Origin of the sequence: Citrobacter sp. Cpo069, assembly GCF_030332785.1 — a bacterium.
Taxonomy (GTDB): Bacteria; Pseudomonadota; Gammaproteobacteria; order Enterobacterales; family Enterobacteriaceae; genus Citrobacter; species Citrobacter portucalensis.
The window spans coordinates 506,063-523,043 of record NZ_JAOWHD010000063.1; the positions used below are offsets into that span (position 1 = coordinate 506,063).

Below are 16,981 nucleotides of genomic sequence, written 5' to 3' on the forward strand. Positions count from 1 at the left end.
TATAGGCATTTAACAAAGAGGTCTGCTATTAGAACTGGTAAACGATACCGACTGCTACGGTGTCGTCAGAGCCTACGCCCAGTTTGTTGTCAGAATCGATCTGGTTGATGATGTAATCAACATAGGTGGACATGTTTTTGTTGAAGTAGTAAGTCGCACCCACTTCGAAGTAGTTCACCAGATCTACGTCACCGATACCTTCAATGTCCTTACCTTTAGATTTGGTATAGGCGAGGGACGGACGCAGGCCGAAGTCGAACTGGTACTGAGCAACCAACAGTACGTCTTCAGTTTTGTTAGCATAACCGTTAGAGATACGGGTAGCGTTACGGGTTTCGCTGTAGTTCGCCGCCAGGTAGATGTTGTTCGCATCGTACTTAACGCCAGTCGCCCACTGCTCAGCTTTGTCGCCATGGCCGCGCAGAGCCGGGTTCTGCTGGGCATCGGTACGGTCAGCCGCACCATAAGCACCTACGATACCGAAGCCGTCGAATTCGTAGCTGATAGAACCGCCAACGCCATCGCCGTTAGAGCGACGAACGTCATCACGCTCGTTTTTGCCCAGGTACTGAACGGCGAAGTTCAGGCCTTCAACCAGACCGAAGAAGTTGGCGTTACGGTAGGTTGCGAGACCGCCGTTACGCTGGGAGAAGAACTGGTCAGAAGCAGCGGTATCACCACCGAATTCTGGCAGCATATCGGTGTAACCCAGTGCATCGTATACGACGCCGTAGTTACGACCGTAGTCGAAGGAGCCCGCGTCGCCGAATTTCAGACCGGCAAATGCCAGACGAGTTTTGTTACCGTTCTGAGCGTCACTACCACCTTCGGAGTTATTGCCGCTGAACTGGTATTCCCACTGGCCGTAACCGGTCAGTTGGTCGTTAATCTGAGTTTCCCCTTTGAAACCAAGACGGGCGTATGTCTGATCGCCGTTAGCAGCGTAGGCATTTTCACCGTTGTGCTTGGAAAAATAGTGCAGACCAACGGCTTTACCGTATACGTCTACTTTGTTGCCATCTTTGTTATAAACTTCTGCAGCGTTAGCTGCCCCGGCTACCAGCAGAGCAGGGATAACCACTGCCAGAATATTGCGCTTCATCATTATTTATTACCCTCATCGGTTTTTATATGACACCTGCCACTGCCGCCAATAAATTCCGTCAATCAAAATTTACGGAACTATTGATGAGAGTTTGGTGTCTTTATGTGTCTGACAGGCATCTTTCCATTCAAACTACCGTTTCGCTACCGTCAAAGTGCTACAAATATAAAGATTTAGTTTCAAAAAGAAAAAATGTGTAACAGGATGTTATTTTTGTGCAACTTTGTGAACAGCGTCAAACTTCGAATGCCCCTGCGCTTAAAATTCTCGTTTTTATTTCTATTTATATGATTTTCTTATGTTTAATTTTGCTAAGGTCATTTTTTATCCGTTATGCCGGAAAGTTCGGATTTTACAGGTAACGATTTTTGGACGTCTGGAATGCCGTGCGAGAGGTTAAAAAGTGTACTATTTAATCAGAAAATGCTAATCCACAATAAAATTGCTGATTCTTTTTTGTGCAAATGTGTTGCGATGAAATATTACGTAACAGGTGGAGGGGATTGAAAGGTTGTGTTTAACGTGAGATGGGTATCCAGATAGCACTAAAAGGGTATAAAAAAGGCCAGCAATGCTGGCCTTTGAAACAATAACGCACGTTTAGAAGGTGGCGTTACGTGGAGTACGCGGGAACGGAATAACATCACGGACGTTCTGTACGCCGGTGACGTAAGCGATCAGACGCTCGAAGCCCAATCCGAAGCCGGAATGCGGAACGGTACCGTAGCGACGCAGGTCGCGATACCACCAGTAATCCTCTTTGTTCAGACCCATTTCCAGCATACGGGCATCCAGCACGTCCAGGCGCTCTTCACGCTGAGAACCACCGATGATTTCACCGATTCCCGGGGCCAGTACGTCCATTGCAGCAACGGTTTTACCGTCTTCGTTAAGGCGCATATAAAACGCTTTGATATCTTTCGGGTAGTTTTTCACTACCACCGGCGCTTTAAAGTGCTCTTCAGCAAGGTAACGTTCATGCTCAGAAGACAGATCCACACCCCAGTAAACAGGGTTTTCGAACTGTTTACCGCATTTTTCCAGAATGCTTACCGCGTCGGTGTAATCCACCTGCGCGAAGTCAGCGTCAATGAAACGTTCCAGGCGTGAAATCGCGTCCTTGTCGACACGTTCAGCGAAGAATTTCATATCATCCGCACGCTCTGCCAGTACGGCTTTAAACGCGTACTTCAGCATCGCTTCAGCCAGGCCTGCAACATCATTCAGGTCAGCAAAAGCCACTTCTGGTTCCAGCATCCAGAACTCTGCCAGGTGACGACTGGTGTTAGAGTTTTCTGCACGGAATGTCGGGCCAAAAGTATAAATTTTAGACAGTGCGCAGGCGTAGGTTTCACCGTTCAGCTGACCGGAAACGGTCAGGAAGGCTTCTTTACCAAAGAAGTCTTTGTCGAAATCGACTTTGCCCTGATCGTTACGCGGCAGGTTTTCCAGATCCAGCGTAGAAACACGGAACATTTCACCGGCACCTTCCGTATCGGAAGCGGTGATCAACGGAGTCGATACCCAAAAGAAACCCTGCTCGTGGAAGAAACGATGCAGAGCTTGCGCCAGCGTATGACGTACACGCGCTACCGCACCAATCATGTTGGTACGCGGACGCATGTGCGCCACTTCACGCAGATACTCAATGCTGTGACGCTTGGCTGCCATTGGGTAAGTGTCAGGATCTTCAACCCAGCCCGTTACTTCAACCTCAGTGGCCTGAATTTCAAAGCTCTGTCCTTGTCCAGGAGATGCAACGACTTTACCCGTTACGATAACTGAACAACCCGTCGTCAGGCGCAGTACGTCCTGATTGTAATTGGGCAGAGAATTATTGATGACGGCCTGTACAGGATCAAAGCAGGAACCGTCATAAACGGCGAGGAAGGAGATGCCAGCTTTTGAATCTCGGCGGGTACGCACCCATCCGCGCACGGTGACTTCGCTGTCAACGGCTACGCGGCCCTGGAGTACGTCGGCTACAGGCACAACGCTCATAATATTCTCTCTGTTAATAGTCGGATATATAAACACATGTCCACCCGTAATGGGGGGATACCTATGTTACCTGGCATCTGCAATCAGACAAGCAGAATTCGTAGCTGGAGTGAAAGATTTCGGAAATAAACGCGAAAAAGGGAGCCAAAATGGCTCCCTGGAAGGCTTAACTGGCTTTTTTGATATGCGGGAGATCGAAGGCTTTGCGCAGTGCACGAACAAATGCTTTATCGTGGCAGATGGTTTTACCCGGGCTGTCAGATAACTTCGCCACCGGTTTGCCGTTACATTCCACCAGCTTGATCACAATATTGAGTGGCTTAACCTGCGGAATGTCGCATGTTAGCCGTGTCCCAATACCAAAACTCAACTGTACACGGGAAGAGAAGTGGCGGTAGAGTTCAATCGCTTTTTTCAGATCGAGATTATCTGAGAAGACCAGCGTTTTGCTTAGCGGATCAATACCCAGTTTTTCATAATGAGCGATGGCTTTTTCACCCCATTCCACCGGATCGCCTGAGTCATGGCGTAACCCTTGGTAGCGGGTAGCGAACTCAACGCCAAAGTCGCGTAAAAATGCGTCCATGGTGATGCAATCGGTCAATGCAATGCCGAGTTGATCAGGGTATTCATTTAACCAGGCTGCCAGGGCTACGCGCTGGCTGGTGGCAAGTTCTGGACTGATTTGCTGATGAGCCTGGAACCACTCATGCGCCTGCGTACCCATTGGGGTTAATGACAGGCGGCGGGCCAGATCGTAGTTACTGGTGCCGACAAACCAGGGCTCTTGCTGCAGGCGTTTAACGATAGCCTGCTGTACTTCGCGCGAAAAACGACGACGCGTACCGAAATCCATCAAATGGAAGCGGGACATATCGACATCTTTCGTTAAAGCAGAGAATTCTACTAGTTTGCTTTCCAGCTCATCGAGTGCCTGCGGGACGCCTGATTCAGGTGAACGGTAACGGTGTACCAGTTCGCTAATCACCGCTAACAGCGGGACTTCCCACATGATCACTTCACGCCACGGACCGGTTAAGCGGATGTTTAGCTTGCCGTTATCATTGGTGACGCAAACCTGTTCCGGGTTATAGCGGAAATCACGTAACCAGGTGAGGTAATCAGCTTTAAAGAAAGGCAGGCCGGAGAGCCACTGGTACTCATCCTCCTGCAGTCGCAGGTGCTGCATAGCATTCACCTGCTCACGAATAGAATCGGCATAAATACCGAGCAGGTCATCGCCACGGCAACGAAATTCAGCCGCTACTTGTACATCATAGTAGTGGTGAAAAACGGCTTGCTGCATATGCAACTTATAAGCGTCTGTATCCAGCAGCGAGTGCAGAACAGGAGAAGCGAATTGTGTCATAGGTGCGCAGTAGCATCCTCTCACGGGAGCGTTTAGTACAATAAACAACTAAGAAAACCGCTGGAGTATACCCTGTTTAGCGATTTATTGAACCCCGATCACACCATAAGCTCTCTTTCTGGTCGAGGGCAATTCGTGCCACGTGTTATGAAAATGTAGCAAAAAGGGTGTTTGTGCCTGAAAAGATGAACATTCTGCGTAGCGCGATTTACGCAACAGGAATAGACTGAAGCCGAGACTCTATTAAAGATGCTAAAGGTTTTTTTATGACACAACAGCCACAAGCCAAATACCGTCACGACTATCGTGCGCCGGATTACCAGATTACTGATATTGACTTGACCTTTGACCTGGATGCTGAAAAAACCGTGGTCACCGCAGTGAGCCAGGCTGTCCGTCATGGCGCGTCCGATGTGCCCCTGCGCCTGAATGGCGAAGATCTGACCCTGGTGTCGATCCACGTGAACGACGAGCCGTGGACAGAGTATAAAGAAGAAGAGGGCGCTCTGGTCATTAGTCAGTTGCCGGAGCGTTTTACGCTGCGTATCGTGAATGAAATTAGCCCGGCGGCCAATACCGCGCTGGAAGGGCTGTACAAGTCTGGCGAAGCGCTGTGCACCCAGTGTGAAGCGGAAGGGTTCCGCCATATTACCTGGTATCTGGACAGACCCGATGTTCTGGCGCGTTTTACCACCAAAATTATCGCCGATAAAACCCAATATCCGTTCCTGCTCTCTAACGGCAACCGTGTGGCGCAGGGCGAACTGGAAAATGGTCGTCACTGGGTACAGTGGCAAGATCCGTTCCCGAAACCGTGCTATCTGTTTGCGTTGGTAGCCGGTGATTTCGACGTTCTGCGCGATACTTTTATCACCCGTTCCGGGCGTGAAGTGGCGCTGGAACTGTACGTCGATCGCGGCAACCTTGACCGCGCGCCGTGGGCGATGACCTCGCTGAAAAACTCCATGAAATGGGATGAAGAGCGCTTTGGCCTCGAGTATGACCTCGACATCTATATGATTGTCGCTGTGGATTTCTTCAACATGGGCGCGATGGAGAATAAAGGTCTGAACATCTTTAACTCCAAATATGTGCTGGCACGTACCGATACCGCCACCGACAAAGACTACCTCGATATTGAGCGCGTTATCGGTCATGAGTATTTTCACAACTGGACCGGCAACCGTGTGACCTGCCGTGACTGGTTCCAGTTGAGCCTGAAAGAAGGCTTAACCGTGTTCCGCGATCAAGAGTTCAGTTCCGATCTTGGCTCACGCGCGGTAAACCGCATCAGCAATGTGCGCACCATGCGTGGTCTGCAGTTTGCTGAAGATGCCAGCCCGATGGCGCATCCTATCCGTCCGGATATGGTCATTGAAATGAACAACTTCTATACCCTGACCGTGTACGAAAAGGGCGCTGAAGTCATTCGTATGATCCACACCCTGCTCGGTGAGGCTAACTTCCAGAAAGGGATGCAACTTTACTTTGAGCGTCATGACGGCAGTGCTGCAACCTGTGATGATTTCGTGCAGGCGATGGAAGATGCTTCTAACGTTGATCTCTCCCATTTCCGCCGCTGGTACAGTCAGTCCGGTACGCCGATTCTGACCGTGCGTGATGACTACAATCCGTCAACTGAGCAGTACACGCTGACGATCAGCCAGCGCACGCCGGCCACGCCGGATCAGGCCGAAAAACAGCCGCTGCATATTCCTTTCGCCCTCGAGTTGTATGACAACGAAGGGAAAGTGATCCCGTTACAAAAAGGCGGGCACCCGGTGAATTCTGTACTCAACGTCACCCAGGCAGAGCAGACCTTTGTCTTTGATAACGTCTACTTCCAGCCGGTTCCGGCGCTGCTGTGCGAATTCTCCGCGCCGGTAAAACTGGAATACAAATGGAGCGATCAGCAGCTGACCTTCCTGATGCGTCATGCGCGTAACGATTTCTCTCGTTGGGACGCGGCGCAAAGCCTGCTGGCGACCTATATTAAGCTTAACGTTGCCCGTCATCAGCAGGGACAACCGCTGTCGCTGCCGGTACACGTGGCTGATGCATTCCGCGCAATTTTACTGGATGAGAAAATCGATCCGGCGCTGGCGGCAGAGATCCTGACGCTGCCTTCAGTAAATGAAATAGCTGAACTGTTCGATATCATCGATCCGGTGGCGATAACCGAAGTACGCGAAGCGTTAACCCGCACGCTGGCGGCCGAGCTGGCAGATGAATTCCTCGCCATCTATAACGCTAATCATCTTGATGAGTACCGCGTTGAGCATGCCGATATTGGCAAGCGTACGCTGCGTAACGCCTGCCTGCGTTTCCTGGCCTTTGGCGAAACCCATCTGGCTGACACGTTGGTAAGCAAGCAGTATCGTGAAGCGAACAATATGACCGATGCGCTGGCGGCGCTATCCGCGGCAGTGGCGGCGCAGCTGCCTTGTCGCGACGCGCTAATGCAGGAGTATGACGATAAGTGGCACCATGACGGTCTGGTGATGGACAAATGGTTTATCCTGCAATCCACCAGCCCGGCGAAAAACGTGCTGGAAACGGTACGCGGCCTGCTGAAGCATCGCTCTTTCAGTATGAGTAACCCGAACCGAATTCGTTCGCTGATCGGTGCCTTTGCGGGTAGCAACCCGGCGGCATTCCATGCGGAAGATGGTAGTGGATATCAGTTCCTGGTCGACATGTTGACTGAGCTTAATAGTCGTAACCCGCAGGTGGCGTCACGTCTGATTGAGCCGCTAATTCGCTTAAAACGTTATGATGCAAAACGTCAGGCGAAAATGCGTGCGGCGCTGGAACAGCTGAAAGGTCTGGAGAATCTCTCCGGCGATCTGTTCGAGAAGATTGACAAAGCGTTAGCCTGAAACGTTGACCTGTAGTTTAGTAGGCCGGATAAGGCGGTAACGCCGCCATCCGGCAAAAGGCCCGGTAAGCGCTGCCGGGCCTGGTTTTCTGAGCGGTTATCCATGTCGAAGGATTGGTTGTTCCGTCTCGCCGCGTTTCATAACCCGGTTCAACACTTCCGCTTCCAGATCGGCTAACCGTACCGATCCCAAACGGCGGGGGCGCTGAATATCCACCGTAAGATCCAGTCCGATTTTTCCGTCCTCAATCAGCAACACGCGATCGGCCATTGCCACCGCTTCACTGACGTCATGAGTGACCAGCAGTACGGTAAAGCCGTGCTCTTGCCATAAAGAGACGATCAGATCCTGCATTTCAAGGCGGGTTAGGGCATCCAGAGCGCCGAGGGGTTCATCCAGCAGCAGCAAACCAGGGCGATGAATTAATGCCCGTGCCAGGGCGACACGCTGTTTTTGTCCACCGGACAGCGCAGCCGGCCATTCGTGAGCACGACTCTCCAGCCCAACGGCGGCCAGCGCATCTCGGGCCGCATCGCGCCACTGACCTTTCAGACCCAGGCCCACATTATCGATAACCGTCTTCCATGGCAGCAGACGCGCATCCTGGAACATCATACGCGTATCATCCTGAATTTCCGCCAGTGGGGTGGTTCCGGCAAGTAATGCGCCTGAGGTTGGCGATTCCAGTCCTGCCAGCAGACGCAGCAATGTACTTTTACCACCGCCGCTGCGGCCAACCACAGCAACAAACTGTCCGGCCGGAATATGCAAATCTAATTGATTGAGCACTGTATTGGCGGCGTATTGTTTTGTCACGGCGCTCAGCAACAGCGGTGTACCCTGGTTCAGGCGAGCGGTATTCATACGGTAGCCTCCTTTACATGGTAAGCCGGATGCCAGCGTAGCCAGACTCGCTCCAGCAATTGGGCGCTGACGTCGGCAAGTTTGCCGAGCAGGGCGTAGAGAATAATGGCCACCACGACCACATCGGTTTGCAGAAATTCGCGGGCGTTCATCGCCAGGTAACCAATACCTGCATTGGCAGAAATAGTTTCCGCCACAATCAGCGTCAGCCACATCAGCCCGAGAGCAAAACGCACGCCGACCATAATCGAGGGCAGGGCGCCGGGGAGGATCACATGAACAAACAGTGAAAAGCCGGATAATCCATAGCTGCGCGCCATTTCTACCAGCCCACGATCGATACTACGGATCCCATGCCAGGTGTTGATGTAAATTGGGAACAGCGTGCCCAACGCCACGAGAAAGATCTTGGCGGATTCATCAATGCCGAACCACAAAATCACCAGCGGGATCAGCGCCAGATGCGGTACGTTACGCAGCATCTGCACCGAGGTATCCAGCAGGCGTTCTCCCCAACGCGAAAGACCGCTGATAAGTCCCAGTGTCAGGCCAATCGATCCACCAATGGAGAATCCGATCAGCGCGCGCCAGGAACTGATGGCCAGATGCTGCCAAAGCTCGCCGCTGGCGGAAAGCGTCCAGAAAGCTTCGATAACACCTTCCGGAGAGGGCAGAATGCGAGTGGACAGCCAGCCCATTGAAGATGCGAGCTGCCAGAGCGCCACCAAACCTACCGGTAAAAACCAGGGCGCGAGGCGTAATAACCACCTGTTTTTCGGCGTTGCCATTAGCCGCTCCTTAGCTTTGCGCGACTTTGCGCGGGATAAATTCGTTTGCCACCGCTTCACCTTGTTGTTGCAGGTATTGCGGCTGCGGAATTTCCGGTATAGCAACATCCAGATGCGGGAACAGCAGCTCGCCAACCTTGTATGCCTCTTCCAGATGTGGGTATCCGGACAACACAAAGCTGTCGATTCCCAGCGCGGCATACTCGTTGATACGCGCCGCGACAGTCGGACCATCTCCGACCAGCGCGGTACCCGCACCACCGCGTACCAGTCCAACGCCTGCCCACAGGTTCGGACTAATTTCCAGTTTGTCGCGTTTACCATTGTGCAGTGCAGCCATTCGCTGCTGACCAACCGAATCCGTTCTTGAGAAGGCGGCCTGGGCTTTGGCAATGGTGTCGTCATCAAGGTGGGCTATCAGACGATCCGCTGCCTGCCACGCCTCGTGGGTTGTCTCCCGTACGATCACATGCAGACGAATACCAAAGCGGACCTTGCGCCCGAGCGCCGCTGCTTTGGCCCGCACCTGTTCAATCTTCGCTTTCACCTGTTCCGGCGGCTCGCCCCAGGTCAGATAAAGATCAACCTGCTCGGCAGCAAGGTCTTGTGCGACATCAGACGAGCCGCCGAAATAAAGCGGTGGCCGGGGTTGTTGTACGGGAGGGAAAAACAGCTTCGCGCCGCGAACATGAATATGTTTGCCGTTGAAATCCACCGTTTCACCTTGCAGCAGTCGCCGCCAGACCTGAGTAAATTCAGCAGAGGCTTCATATCGTTCTGTGTGATCGAGGAACACGCCGTCGCCTGCCAGCTCCTGCGGATCGCTGCCGGTCACCAGATTAAATAACGCCCGGCCATTTGAGAGTCTGTCGAGCGTCGCAGCCTGACGTGCGGCAACCGTTGGCGAGGTGACGCTTGGGCGCAGCGCGACCAGAAACTTTAATCTCTGGGTAACCGGGATCATCGAAGCGGCGACCAGCCAGGCATCTTCGCAAGAGCGACCGGTTGGGATCAGGACGCCGGTAAATCCAAGACGATCGGCCGTTTGCGCGATTTGTTGCAGATAACTGTGATCGACCGGGCGCGAACCTTCCTCCGTTCCAAGATAATGACCGTCACCGTGGGTGGGTAAAAACCAGAACATATTCAGACTCATAATTTTTCTCCTGCCTGCTGAGTGGGTTGCCAGATACGCTGGCGAATATCGATTTTTTTCGGTACCAAACGGTTGTCATAAAACAGATCGGCGGTTTGTTGTTGCAGGGCAGCAACAGAGGCGTTGACTGGCACAATGGTGGTTGGCGGACGGTGATCCAGATAAGACGCAATCACCGGTTCGGGCAGCCCCATGGTTTTGGCCAGCAGGGTAATGCTTTGCTGGCGCTGACTGAGCGTTAACGCATCGGCCTGGCTAAAGGTATCCAGTACGCCAAGTACAAAAGCGCCATTTTTCTCGGCATAAGGACGGGCGGCGAGATAAAACGAACCGGTTTGCTTGAGGTCTGAGCCGTCCTTCAGTACGCGTACATCACCTTGCAGTAACGCGGCGGAATAATAGGGATCCCAGATAGCCCACGCATCCACGTTTCCTTGCTGAAAGGCCGCTCGCGCATCGGCGGGAGTCAGATACGTTGGTTGAATATCGGTAAATTTCAGTCCGGCCTGTTGCAGCGCCCGGAGCAGTAAATTGTGGGCGCTGGAGCCTTTCTGGAAGGCGACTTTATGTCCTTTAAGCTGCGCGACGCTCTGGATCGGGCTATTTTTTGGCACCAGAATCACTTCGGCTTTTGGTTTAGGCGGTTCAACGCCCACGTAAACCAGATCGGCTCCGGCGGCCTGGGCGAAAATCGGCGGAATGTCACCGGTACTGCCGAGATCGATACTGCCGATATTGAGTGCTTCCAGCATTTGCGGCCCAGCCGGGAATTCAACCCACGAGATTTTGGTCTGCGGGTAGCGTTTCTCCAGTAGCTGATGGCTTTTAGCCAGCACCATACTGACGCTTCCTTTTTGATAACCAATGCGCAGGGCATCGGGGGCCGATTCTGCGGCATGCCCCAGGGTTGACAGTGACAACAGCCCGGTCAGTGCCAGCCAGGACGTGTGACGCTTGAGAAGATCAAGCATGGGCGGCACCTCGCAGGGTGTTCAGTTGAGGGAGTTGGATATCGCGACGATGCAACGCCAGCCAGAAGGTGTCGAGCGCACTGTCCAGACGCTGCTGCAGGTTGGGCGTAAACTGCGGTTTATGTTGATAATCGATGACCTGTGAATCATCAGCAAACACACCGTGCAGGATCTCCTGAGCTTTTAACGCGCTCAGGACCGGTTTCAGGGCGTAATCGACGGCCAGTAAATGCGCTACGCTGCCGCCGGTCGCCAGCGGCAAAACCACTTTTCCTTCCAGCGCCCGCTCGGGGAGCAAATCGAGCAGCGTTTTCAGTGCGCCAGAGTAAGCGGCTTTATAGACCGGGGTTGCGACAATCAGCCCGTCAGCATCCTGCAGTTGTTCGATAAATGTGTTCAGCGCCGGACTGTCGAAACGGGCATAGATCAGGTCTTCCGGGGTAAAGTTGTGCAGATTCCAGTGAAAGATTTCGACATCCTGATCGTTTAGTTTTTCTCGGGCATATTCCAGTAACGCACTGGAGCGAGAAGGAAAGCGAGGGCTCCCCGCCAGAGTGATGACGCGCATAATTTCATTCTCCCCTTATAACTAATTGTTTGCTTTTGGTTAACATTGATAACAATTTGAGCAGTCTGGCAGAGAGATTTTGTTTATCGAAATGATTTATACGGCATAGAAAAGTTGGAAATTGAATAAAAAGGCAGAGGCGAGGAAAACGATTGCTATTTATTGCCGCAGGTCAATTCCCTTTTTGCTCGCGATCGCACATAATACGCCCCCGGTTTGCACACCGGGAATCCAGGAGAGTTCATGTACTACCCCTTCGTTCGTAAAGCCCTTTTTCAGCTCGATCCAGAGCGCGCTCATGAATTGACATTCCAGCAATTACGTCGCATTACCGGCACACCGCTTGAAGCGCTTGTGCGCCAGAAAGTACCGGCAAAACCGGTTACCTGTATGGGGTTGACGTTTAAAAATCCGCTCGGGCTTGCTGCCGGACTGGATAAAGACGGGGAGTGCATTGATGCGCTCGGCGCGATGGGATTTGGTTCCATTGAGATTGGTACCGTGACGCCACGCCCTCAGCCGGGTAACGATAAACCGCGTCTGTTCCGTCTGGTCGATGCAGAAGGTTTGATCAACCGCATGGGGTTTAATAACCACGGGGTTGATAACCTGGTTGAGAACGTTAAAAAATCGCATTTCGACGGTATTCTGGGTATTAATATTGGTAAGAACAAAGATACCCCAGTAGAGAACGGCAAAGATGACTATCTGATTTGTATGGAAAAAGTCTATGCTTATGCTGGTTATATCGCGATTAATATCTCTTCGCCTAATACGCCGGGATTACGTACGCTGCAATACGGCGAGGCGCTGGACGATCTCCTGACGGCAATTAAAAATAAGCAAAACGATCTGCAAGCGATCCACCATAAATATGTTCCGGTGGCGGTAAAGATCGCGCCGGATCTTTCTGTGGAAGAACTGATCCAGGTCGCCGATAGTTTAGTTCGTCATAATATTGATGGCGTAATTGCGACTAACACCACCCTCGATCGTTCTCTTGTTCAGGGAATGAAAAATTGCGATCAAATGGGTGGTCTGAGCGGTCGACCGTTGCAATTAAAAAGTACAGAAATTATTCGCCAGTTGTCTCAGGAATTAAAAGGTCAGCTGCCGATTATTGGTGTTGGTGGTATCGACTCGGTGATTGCTGCACGTGAGAAAATAGCTGCTGGTGCAACCCTCGTACAGATTTATTCGGGCTTTATTTTTAAAGGTCCGCCGTTGATAAAAGAAATCGTCAGCAATATCTGAATGCTACCTTAATCACAAACCAGGGCTTTATTTCTAGCCCTGGTTGTTTTATATTCCTTTACTGTTGCTTATTTAAACATTCTGAGCTTTTATTATTAGGGCAATAAACGAAGCGGCAAAAGGATACTGTCGTAACGGTGATGATTAAGGAAAGGAGAGAAACTGATGCGAATTAAACCCGACGATAACTGGCGCTGGTATTATGATGAAGAGCACGATCGTATGATGCTCGATTTAGCCAATGGCATGTTATTCCGTTCGCGTTTTGCTCGTAAAATGCTCACTCCTGATGCATTTTCTCCGTCAGGTTTTTGTGTTGATGACGCCGCGCTTTATTTTTCCTTTGAAGAAAAATGTCGCTACCTGGATTTAGCCAAAGAACAAAAAGCGGAACTGGTGCTTAATGCGCTGGTGGCGATTCGTTATCTCAAACCGCAAATGCCAAAAAGCTGGCACTTTGTCGCACACGGTATTAACTGGTCGCCGGTCGTGGGTGACGCAGCCTGTGTTGATTTAAGCGATACCGATGAACAGGTAAACCTGTTAGTGGTTGAGCCGGGTGAAAACGCCGCGCTTTGCCTGCTTGCGCAACCTGGCGTGGTTATCGCCGGGCGTACGATGCAGCTTGGCGATGCAATTAAAATAATGAATGACAGACTGAAACCGCAGGCCGTTGTTGACAGTTTCAGCCTTGAGCAGGCGGTTTAGCTCTCCAGCCTGATTGCCGTTTTGGGAACACAGCTACAGCACAGAATCGTTCCGTCGTCCCCCATCGCTGATTTCTTCAACGGGCTAACTTCGCCTTCTACCAGTCGAATTCGACAGCATCCGCAAATGCCTGCCCGGCATGAATAGGGAACCCGGATACCCTGGTTTTCCAACTGCTCAAGCAATACCTGCTGATTATTTCCGCGAAAGGTCTGTCCCTGCCAGTCAATAAGCACCGTGGCATCAGGTTGTTGTTCGGGTGTAGTTTCGTCTGATTCAGCCGCGCCGTACGCTCTGGCGGGGCCGGTTGCCAAAATTTCTACCTCATCGCCGACGCGAATAACGCCACTGTTACGCGCGATAAGATTCTGACCGAAATCGACATCGCCGTTATCTACCGCAGTACGGAAGGTTTGCAATGTGGCAAGCGGTTCACCGGATGGATGTTTCTGGCCTTTTTCCGGGCTAACTGTCGTGAAAATACAGCGGCTACAGGGTTTTGCTACATCAAAAATGACGTCGCCAATACGAATCACTTTCCAGGTATCTTCTTCCCAGGCACCAGCTCCCGAAACTACTATATTGGGGCGAAACTGTTCCATTTTGACGCTTGCCGGACAGCGCTGTTGCAGATCGCGCAGGGATGCTTCGTTGGCCAGCAGATAGGGATAACCATCAGCGAAGGATAAAGGAACATCAACATGGCGTTTTACACGGCGCGTCAGCTGCGGGCCGACCCAGCGTAATTGCACGTTACGGGAGAAAAAGCCGCTAAGCCACTGGTTGATAGCCGCTGGCGCAATACGCGCGGTAAAATGGTTTCCCCATACTTCCGTCGGCGCATCCTGGCTAGCGAAATCGGCAAATCGCACGAGCGCGCTGCTGCCATCTGGAGCTGTAAGATGCAGCCCATCGTGGAATGGGGAAGGCGTAAAACGGACCATTTGTGGGAACTGGCGGGCAGTTATGAACGTTCCGTCAGGTTCAGTGATCATAAATATGCGATCAAAGGCGAGACCGCTAATATCTGCCAGGGCATGCGTAAGCCCAATGCCGCGCATTGATTTAACCGGATGAATAAAAAGTCGGGTTAACGTGACCACTGTACAGCCCCTCGAATGAAAATAAGCCTTCAACTTTATGACATACAGCCCATATTAGCTATAATGCGCAGCAATTTTCTCGGAGTAAAAGTGACATTATGAATTCTCTGTTTGCCAGTACGGCCCGCGGGCTGGAAGAGCTGTTAAAAACTGAACTGGAAAACCTCGGCGCGCTGGAGTGTCAGGTCGTTCAGGGTGGGGTCCATTTTAAGGGCGACACACGGCTTGTTTACCAGAGCCTGATGTGGAGCCGCCTGGCCTCGCGCATTATCCTGCCGATGGGAGAGTGCAAGGTCTACAGCGATCTTGATCTGTACCTCGGCGTTCAGGCAATCGACTGGACAGAGATATTTAACCCTGGTGCTACGTTTGCCGTCCATTTTAGCGGACTGAACGAGACCATTCGTAACAGCCAGTACGGCGCGCTGAAGGTCAAGGATGCGATTGTCGATGCCTTTACCCGCAAAAATATGCCGCGTCCGAATGTGGATCGTGAATCTCCGGATCTGCGCATCAACGTCTGGTTGAACAAAGATACTGCCAGCATTGCGCTCGATCTGAGCGGTGACGGTTTGCATCAGCGTGGCTATCGCGATCGCGCGGGTCAGGCACCGATTAAAGAGACGCTGGCCGCCGCTATTGTTATGCGTTCTGGCTGGCAGCCGGGAACCCCGTTACTCGATCCGATGTGTGGTTCCGGCACACTGCTGATTGAAGCGGCAATGTGGGCGACCGATCGCGCGCCGGGTCTGCACCGTGGATACTGGGGCTTCAGCGGTTGGGCGCAACACGACGAAGCTGTCTGGCAAGAAGTTAAAGCCGAAGCGCAGGTGCGTGCGCGTAAGGGACTGGCTGACTATACCTCGCATTTTTATGGATCCGATAGCGATGCGCGCGTGATTGAAAAAGCGCGTAGTAATGCTCGCCGCGCCGGTATCGCCGATCTGATGACGTTTGATGTGAAAGATGTCGCCAAACTGAGCAATCCGCTGCCGAAAGGACCGTATGGGACGGTTATCAGTAACCCGCCTTACGGCGAACGTCTGGATAGCGAACCGGCGCTGATTGCTCTGCACAGCCTGCTGGGCCGTACGATGAAAAACCAGTTTGGCGGCTGGAATTTGTCGTTGTTCAGCGCCTCGCCGGATCTGCTCAGCAGCCTGCAATTACGTGCCGACAAGCAGTTCAAAGCGAAAAACGGCCCGCTGGATTGTGTGCAGAAGAATTATCACGTTGCAGAGACCACTGCGGACAGCAAGCCTGCCACGGTCGCGGAAGATTATGCCAACCGCCTGCGCAAGAATATTAAGAAGCTGGAAAAATGGGCACGTCAGGAAGGCATTGAATGCTATCGCCTGTATGACGCTGACCTGCCGGAATACAACGTTGCAGTAGATCGTTACGGTGATTGGGTCGTGGTTCAGGAATACGCACCGCCGAAGACGGTCGATGCGCAAAAAGCACGTCAACGCTTGTTCGACATCATTGCCGCCACGCTGTCAGTACTGGAAATCGCGCCAAACAAACTGGTGCTGAAAACCCGTGAGCGTCAGAAAGGCAAGAATCAGTATCAGAAGATGAATGAGAAGGGTGAATTCATTGAGGTAAGCGAGTACAACGCGCGCCTGTGGGTGAACCTGACTGACTACCTTGATACGGGTTTATTCCTCGATCACCGTATTGCGCGCCGCATGTTGGGGCAGATGAGTAAAGGTAAGGACTTCCTCAACCTGTTTTCCTACACCGGTAGCGCCAGCGTACATGCAGGATTGGGCGGTGCGCGTAGCACCACGACGGTCGATATGTCGCGTACCTATCTGGAATGGGCGGAACGTAACCTGCGCCTGAACGGATTGAGCGGTCGCGCTCATCGTTTAATTCAGGCCGATTGCCTGGGCTGGCTGCGTGATGCGAATGAACAGTTTGATCTGATTTTCATCGATCCGCCGACGTTCTCTAACTCAAAACGTATGGAAGATTCGTTTGATGTGCAGCGCGATCATCTGGCGCTGATGAAAGATCTGAAACGTCTACTGCGTAAAGACGGCACGATCATGTTCTCCAACAACAAACGTGGGTTCCGTATGGATCTCGACGGTTTGGCTGAACTGGGATTGAAAGCACAAGAAATTACCCAAAAAACGCTTTCCCAGGATTTTGCCCGTAACCGTCAGATCCACAATTGCTGGCTGATTACCGCAGCCTGAAAGGATAA

13 protein-coding genes are annotated in these 16,981 nt (G+C 52.0%); 4 read left to right on the top strand and 9 right to left on the bottom strand.

The features are described 5' to 3' along the window. Positions 1–28: 28 nt before the first annotated feature. From ompF to pncB, 3 genes are all read right to left on the bottom strand, one after another. Positions 29–1,105 carry a porin OmpF gene (gene ompF / locus OGY08_RS25020; protein ID WP_008784270.1) on the bottom strand — a complete coding sequence of 359 codons (1,077 nt, stop codon included), beginning with the start codon at positions 1,103–1,105 and terminating at the stop codon, positions 29–31. A gap of 600 nt (positions 1,106–1,705) precedes the next feature. Beyond that, a complete protein-coding gene (asnS, locus tag OGY08_RS25025; protein ID WP_020996514.1) occupies positions 1,706–3,106 on the bottom strand; it encodes an asparagine--tRNA ligase in 1,401 nt (466 codons plus the stop codon). A 166-nt stretch (positions 3,107–3,272) separates the two neighbouring features. Continuing rightward, on the bottom strand, positions 3,273–4,475 hold the full coding sequence (gene pncB, locus OGY08_RS25030; protein WP_003836860.1) for a nicotinate phosphoribosyltransferase: 1,203 nt from the start codon (positions 4,473–4,475) through the stop codon (positions 3,273–3,275). A 266-nt stretch (positions 4,476–4,741) separates the two neighbouring features. Here pncB and pepN point away from each other — a divergent pair, with 266 nt between their 5' ends. Continuing rightward, positions 4,742–7,354, top strand: a complete 2,613-nt coding sequence (gene pepN / locus OGY08_RS25035) for an aminopeptidase N (protein WP_071444989.1) — start codon at positions 4,742–4,744, stop codon at positions 7,352–7,354. A gap of 96 nt (positions 7,355–7,450) precedes the next feature. On the opposite strand, the gene ssuB is transcribed toward pepN, so the two are convergent. Genes ssuB through ssuE form a run of 5 tightly spaced genes read right to left on the bottom strand, consistent with a single transcriptional unit; the run spans position 7,451 to position 11,701 of the window. Then, positions 7,451–8,218, bottom strand: a complete 768-nt coding sequence (gene ssuB, locus OGY08_RS25040; protein ID WP_032942896.1) for an aliphatic sulfonates ABC transporter ATP-binding protein — start codon at positions 8,216–8,218, stop codon at positions 7,451–7,453. Further along, a complete protein-coding gene (ssuC, locus tag OGY08_RS25045) occupies positions 8,215–9,006 on the bottom strand; it encodes an aliphatic sulfonate ABC transporter permease SsuC (protein ID WP_048235702.1) in 792 nt (263 codons plus the stop codon). Before ssuC ends, ssuB begins: the two co-directional genes overlap by 4 nt. A gap of 10 nt (positions 9,007–9,016) precedes the next feature. After that, on the bottom strand, positions 9,017–10,162 hold the full coding sequence (gene ssuD, locus OGY08_RS25050; RefSeq protein WP_125363231.1) for an FMNH2-dependent alkanesulfonate monooxygenase: 1,146 nt from the start codon (positions 10,160–10,162) through the stop codon (positions 9,017–9,019). Further along, positions 10,159–11,133: a sulfonate ABC transporter substrate-binding protein gene (locus OGY08_RS25055; protein WP_100272693.1), complete on the bottom strand. Its 975-nt coding sequence runs from the start codon at positions 11,131–11,133 to the stop codon at positions 10,159–10,161. Before OGY08_RS25055 ends, ssuD begins: the two co-directional genes overlap by 4 nt. Continuing rightward, a complete protein-coding gene (gene ssuE / locus OGY08_RS25060) occupies positions 11,126–11,701 on the bottom strand; it encodes an NADPH-dependent FMN reductase (RefSeq protein ID WP_008784278.1) in 576 nt (191 codons plus the stop codon). Before ssuE ends, OGY08_RS25055 begins: the two co-directional genes overlap by 8 nt. Before the next feature lie 243 nt (positions 11,702–11,944). On the opposite strand from ssuE, the gene pyrD reads away from it, so the two are divergent. Beyond that, the gene (gene pyrD, locus OGY08_RS25065) at positions 11,945–12,955 is read left to right on the top strand and encodes a quinone-dependent dihydroorotate dehydrogenase (RefSeq protein ID WP_003831973.1); all 1,011 of its coding nucleotides are present in this window, start codon (positions 11,945–11,947) and stop codon (positions 12,953–12,955) included. A gap of 165 nt (positions 12,956–13,120) precedes the next feature. Then, entirely contained in the window at positions 13,121–13,663 is a 543-nt protein-coding gene (gene zapC / locus OGY08_RS25070; protein ID WP_003035852.1) for a cell division protein ZapC, read from the top strand. On the opposite strand, the gene OGY08_RS25075 is transcribed toward zapC, so the two are convergent. Further along, positions 13,660–14,766 (bottom strand): YcbX family protein, encoded by a 1,107-nt coding sequence (locus OGY08_RS25075; protein ID WP_048235696.1) that lies wholly within the window; start codon positions 14,764–14,766, stop codon positions 13,660–13,662. The two genes, zapC and OGY08_RS25075, sit on opposite strands and share 4 nt — an antisense overlap. A gap of 98 nt (positions 14,767–14,864) precedes the next feature. Between OGY08_RS25075 and rlmKL the strand changes: the two genes are divergently transcribed. Then, positions 14,865–16,973 (top strand): bifunctional 23S rRNA (guanine(2069)-N(7))-methyltransferase RlmK/23S rRNA (guanine(2445)-N(2))-methyltransferase RlmL, encoded by a 2,109-nt coding sequence (rlmKL, locus tag OGY08_RS25080; protein WP_003831977.1) that lies wholly within the window; start codon positions 14,865–14,867, stop codon positions 16,971–16,973. Positions 16,974–16,981 lie beyond the last annotated feature (8 nt).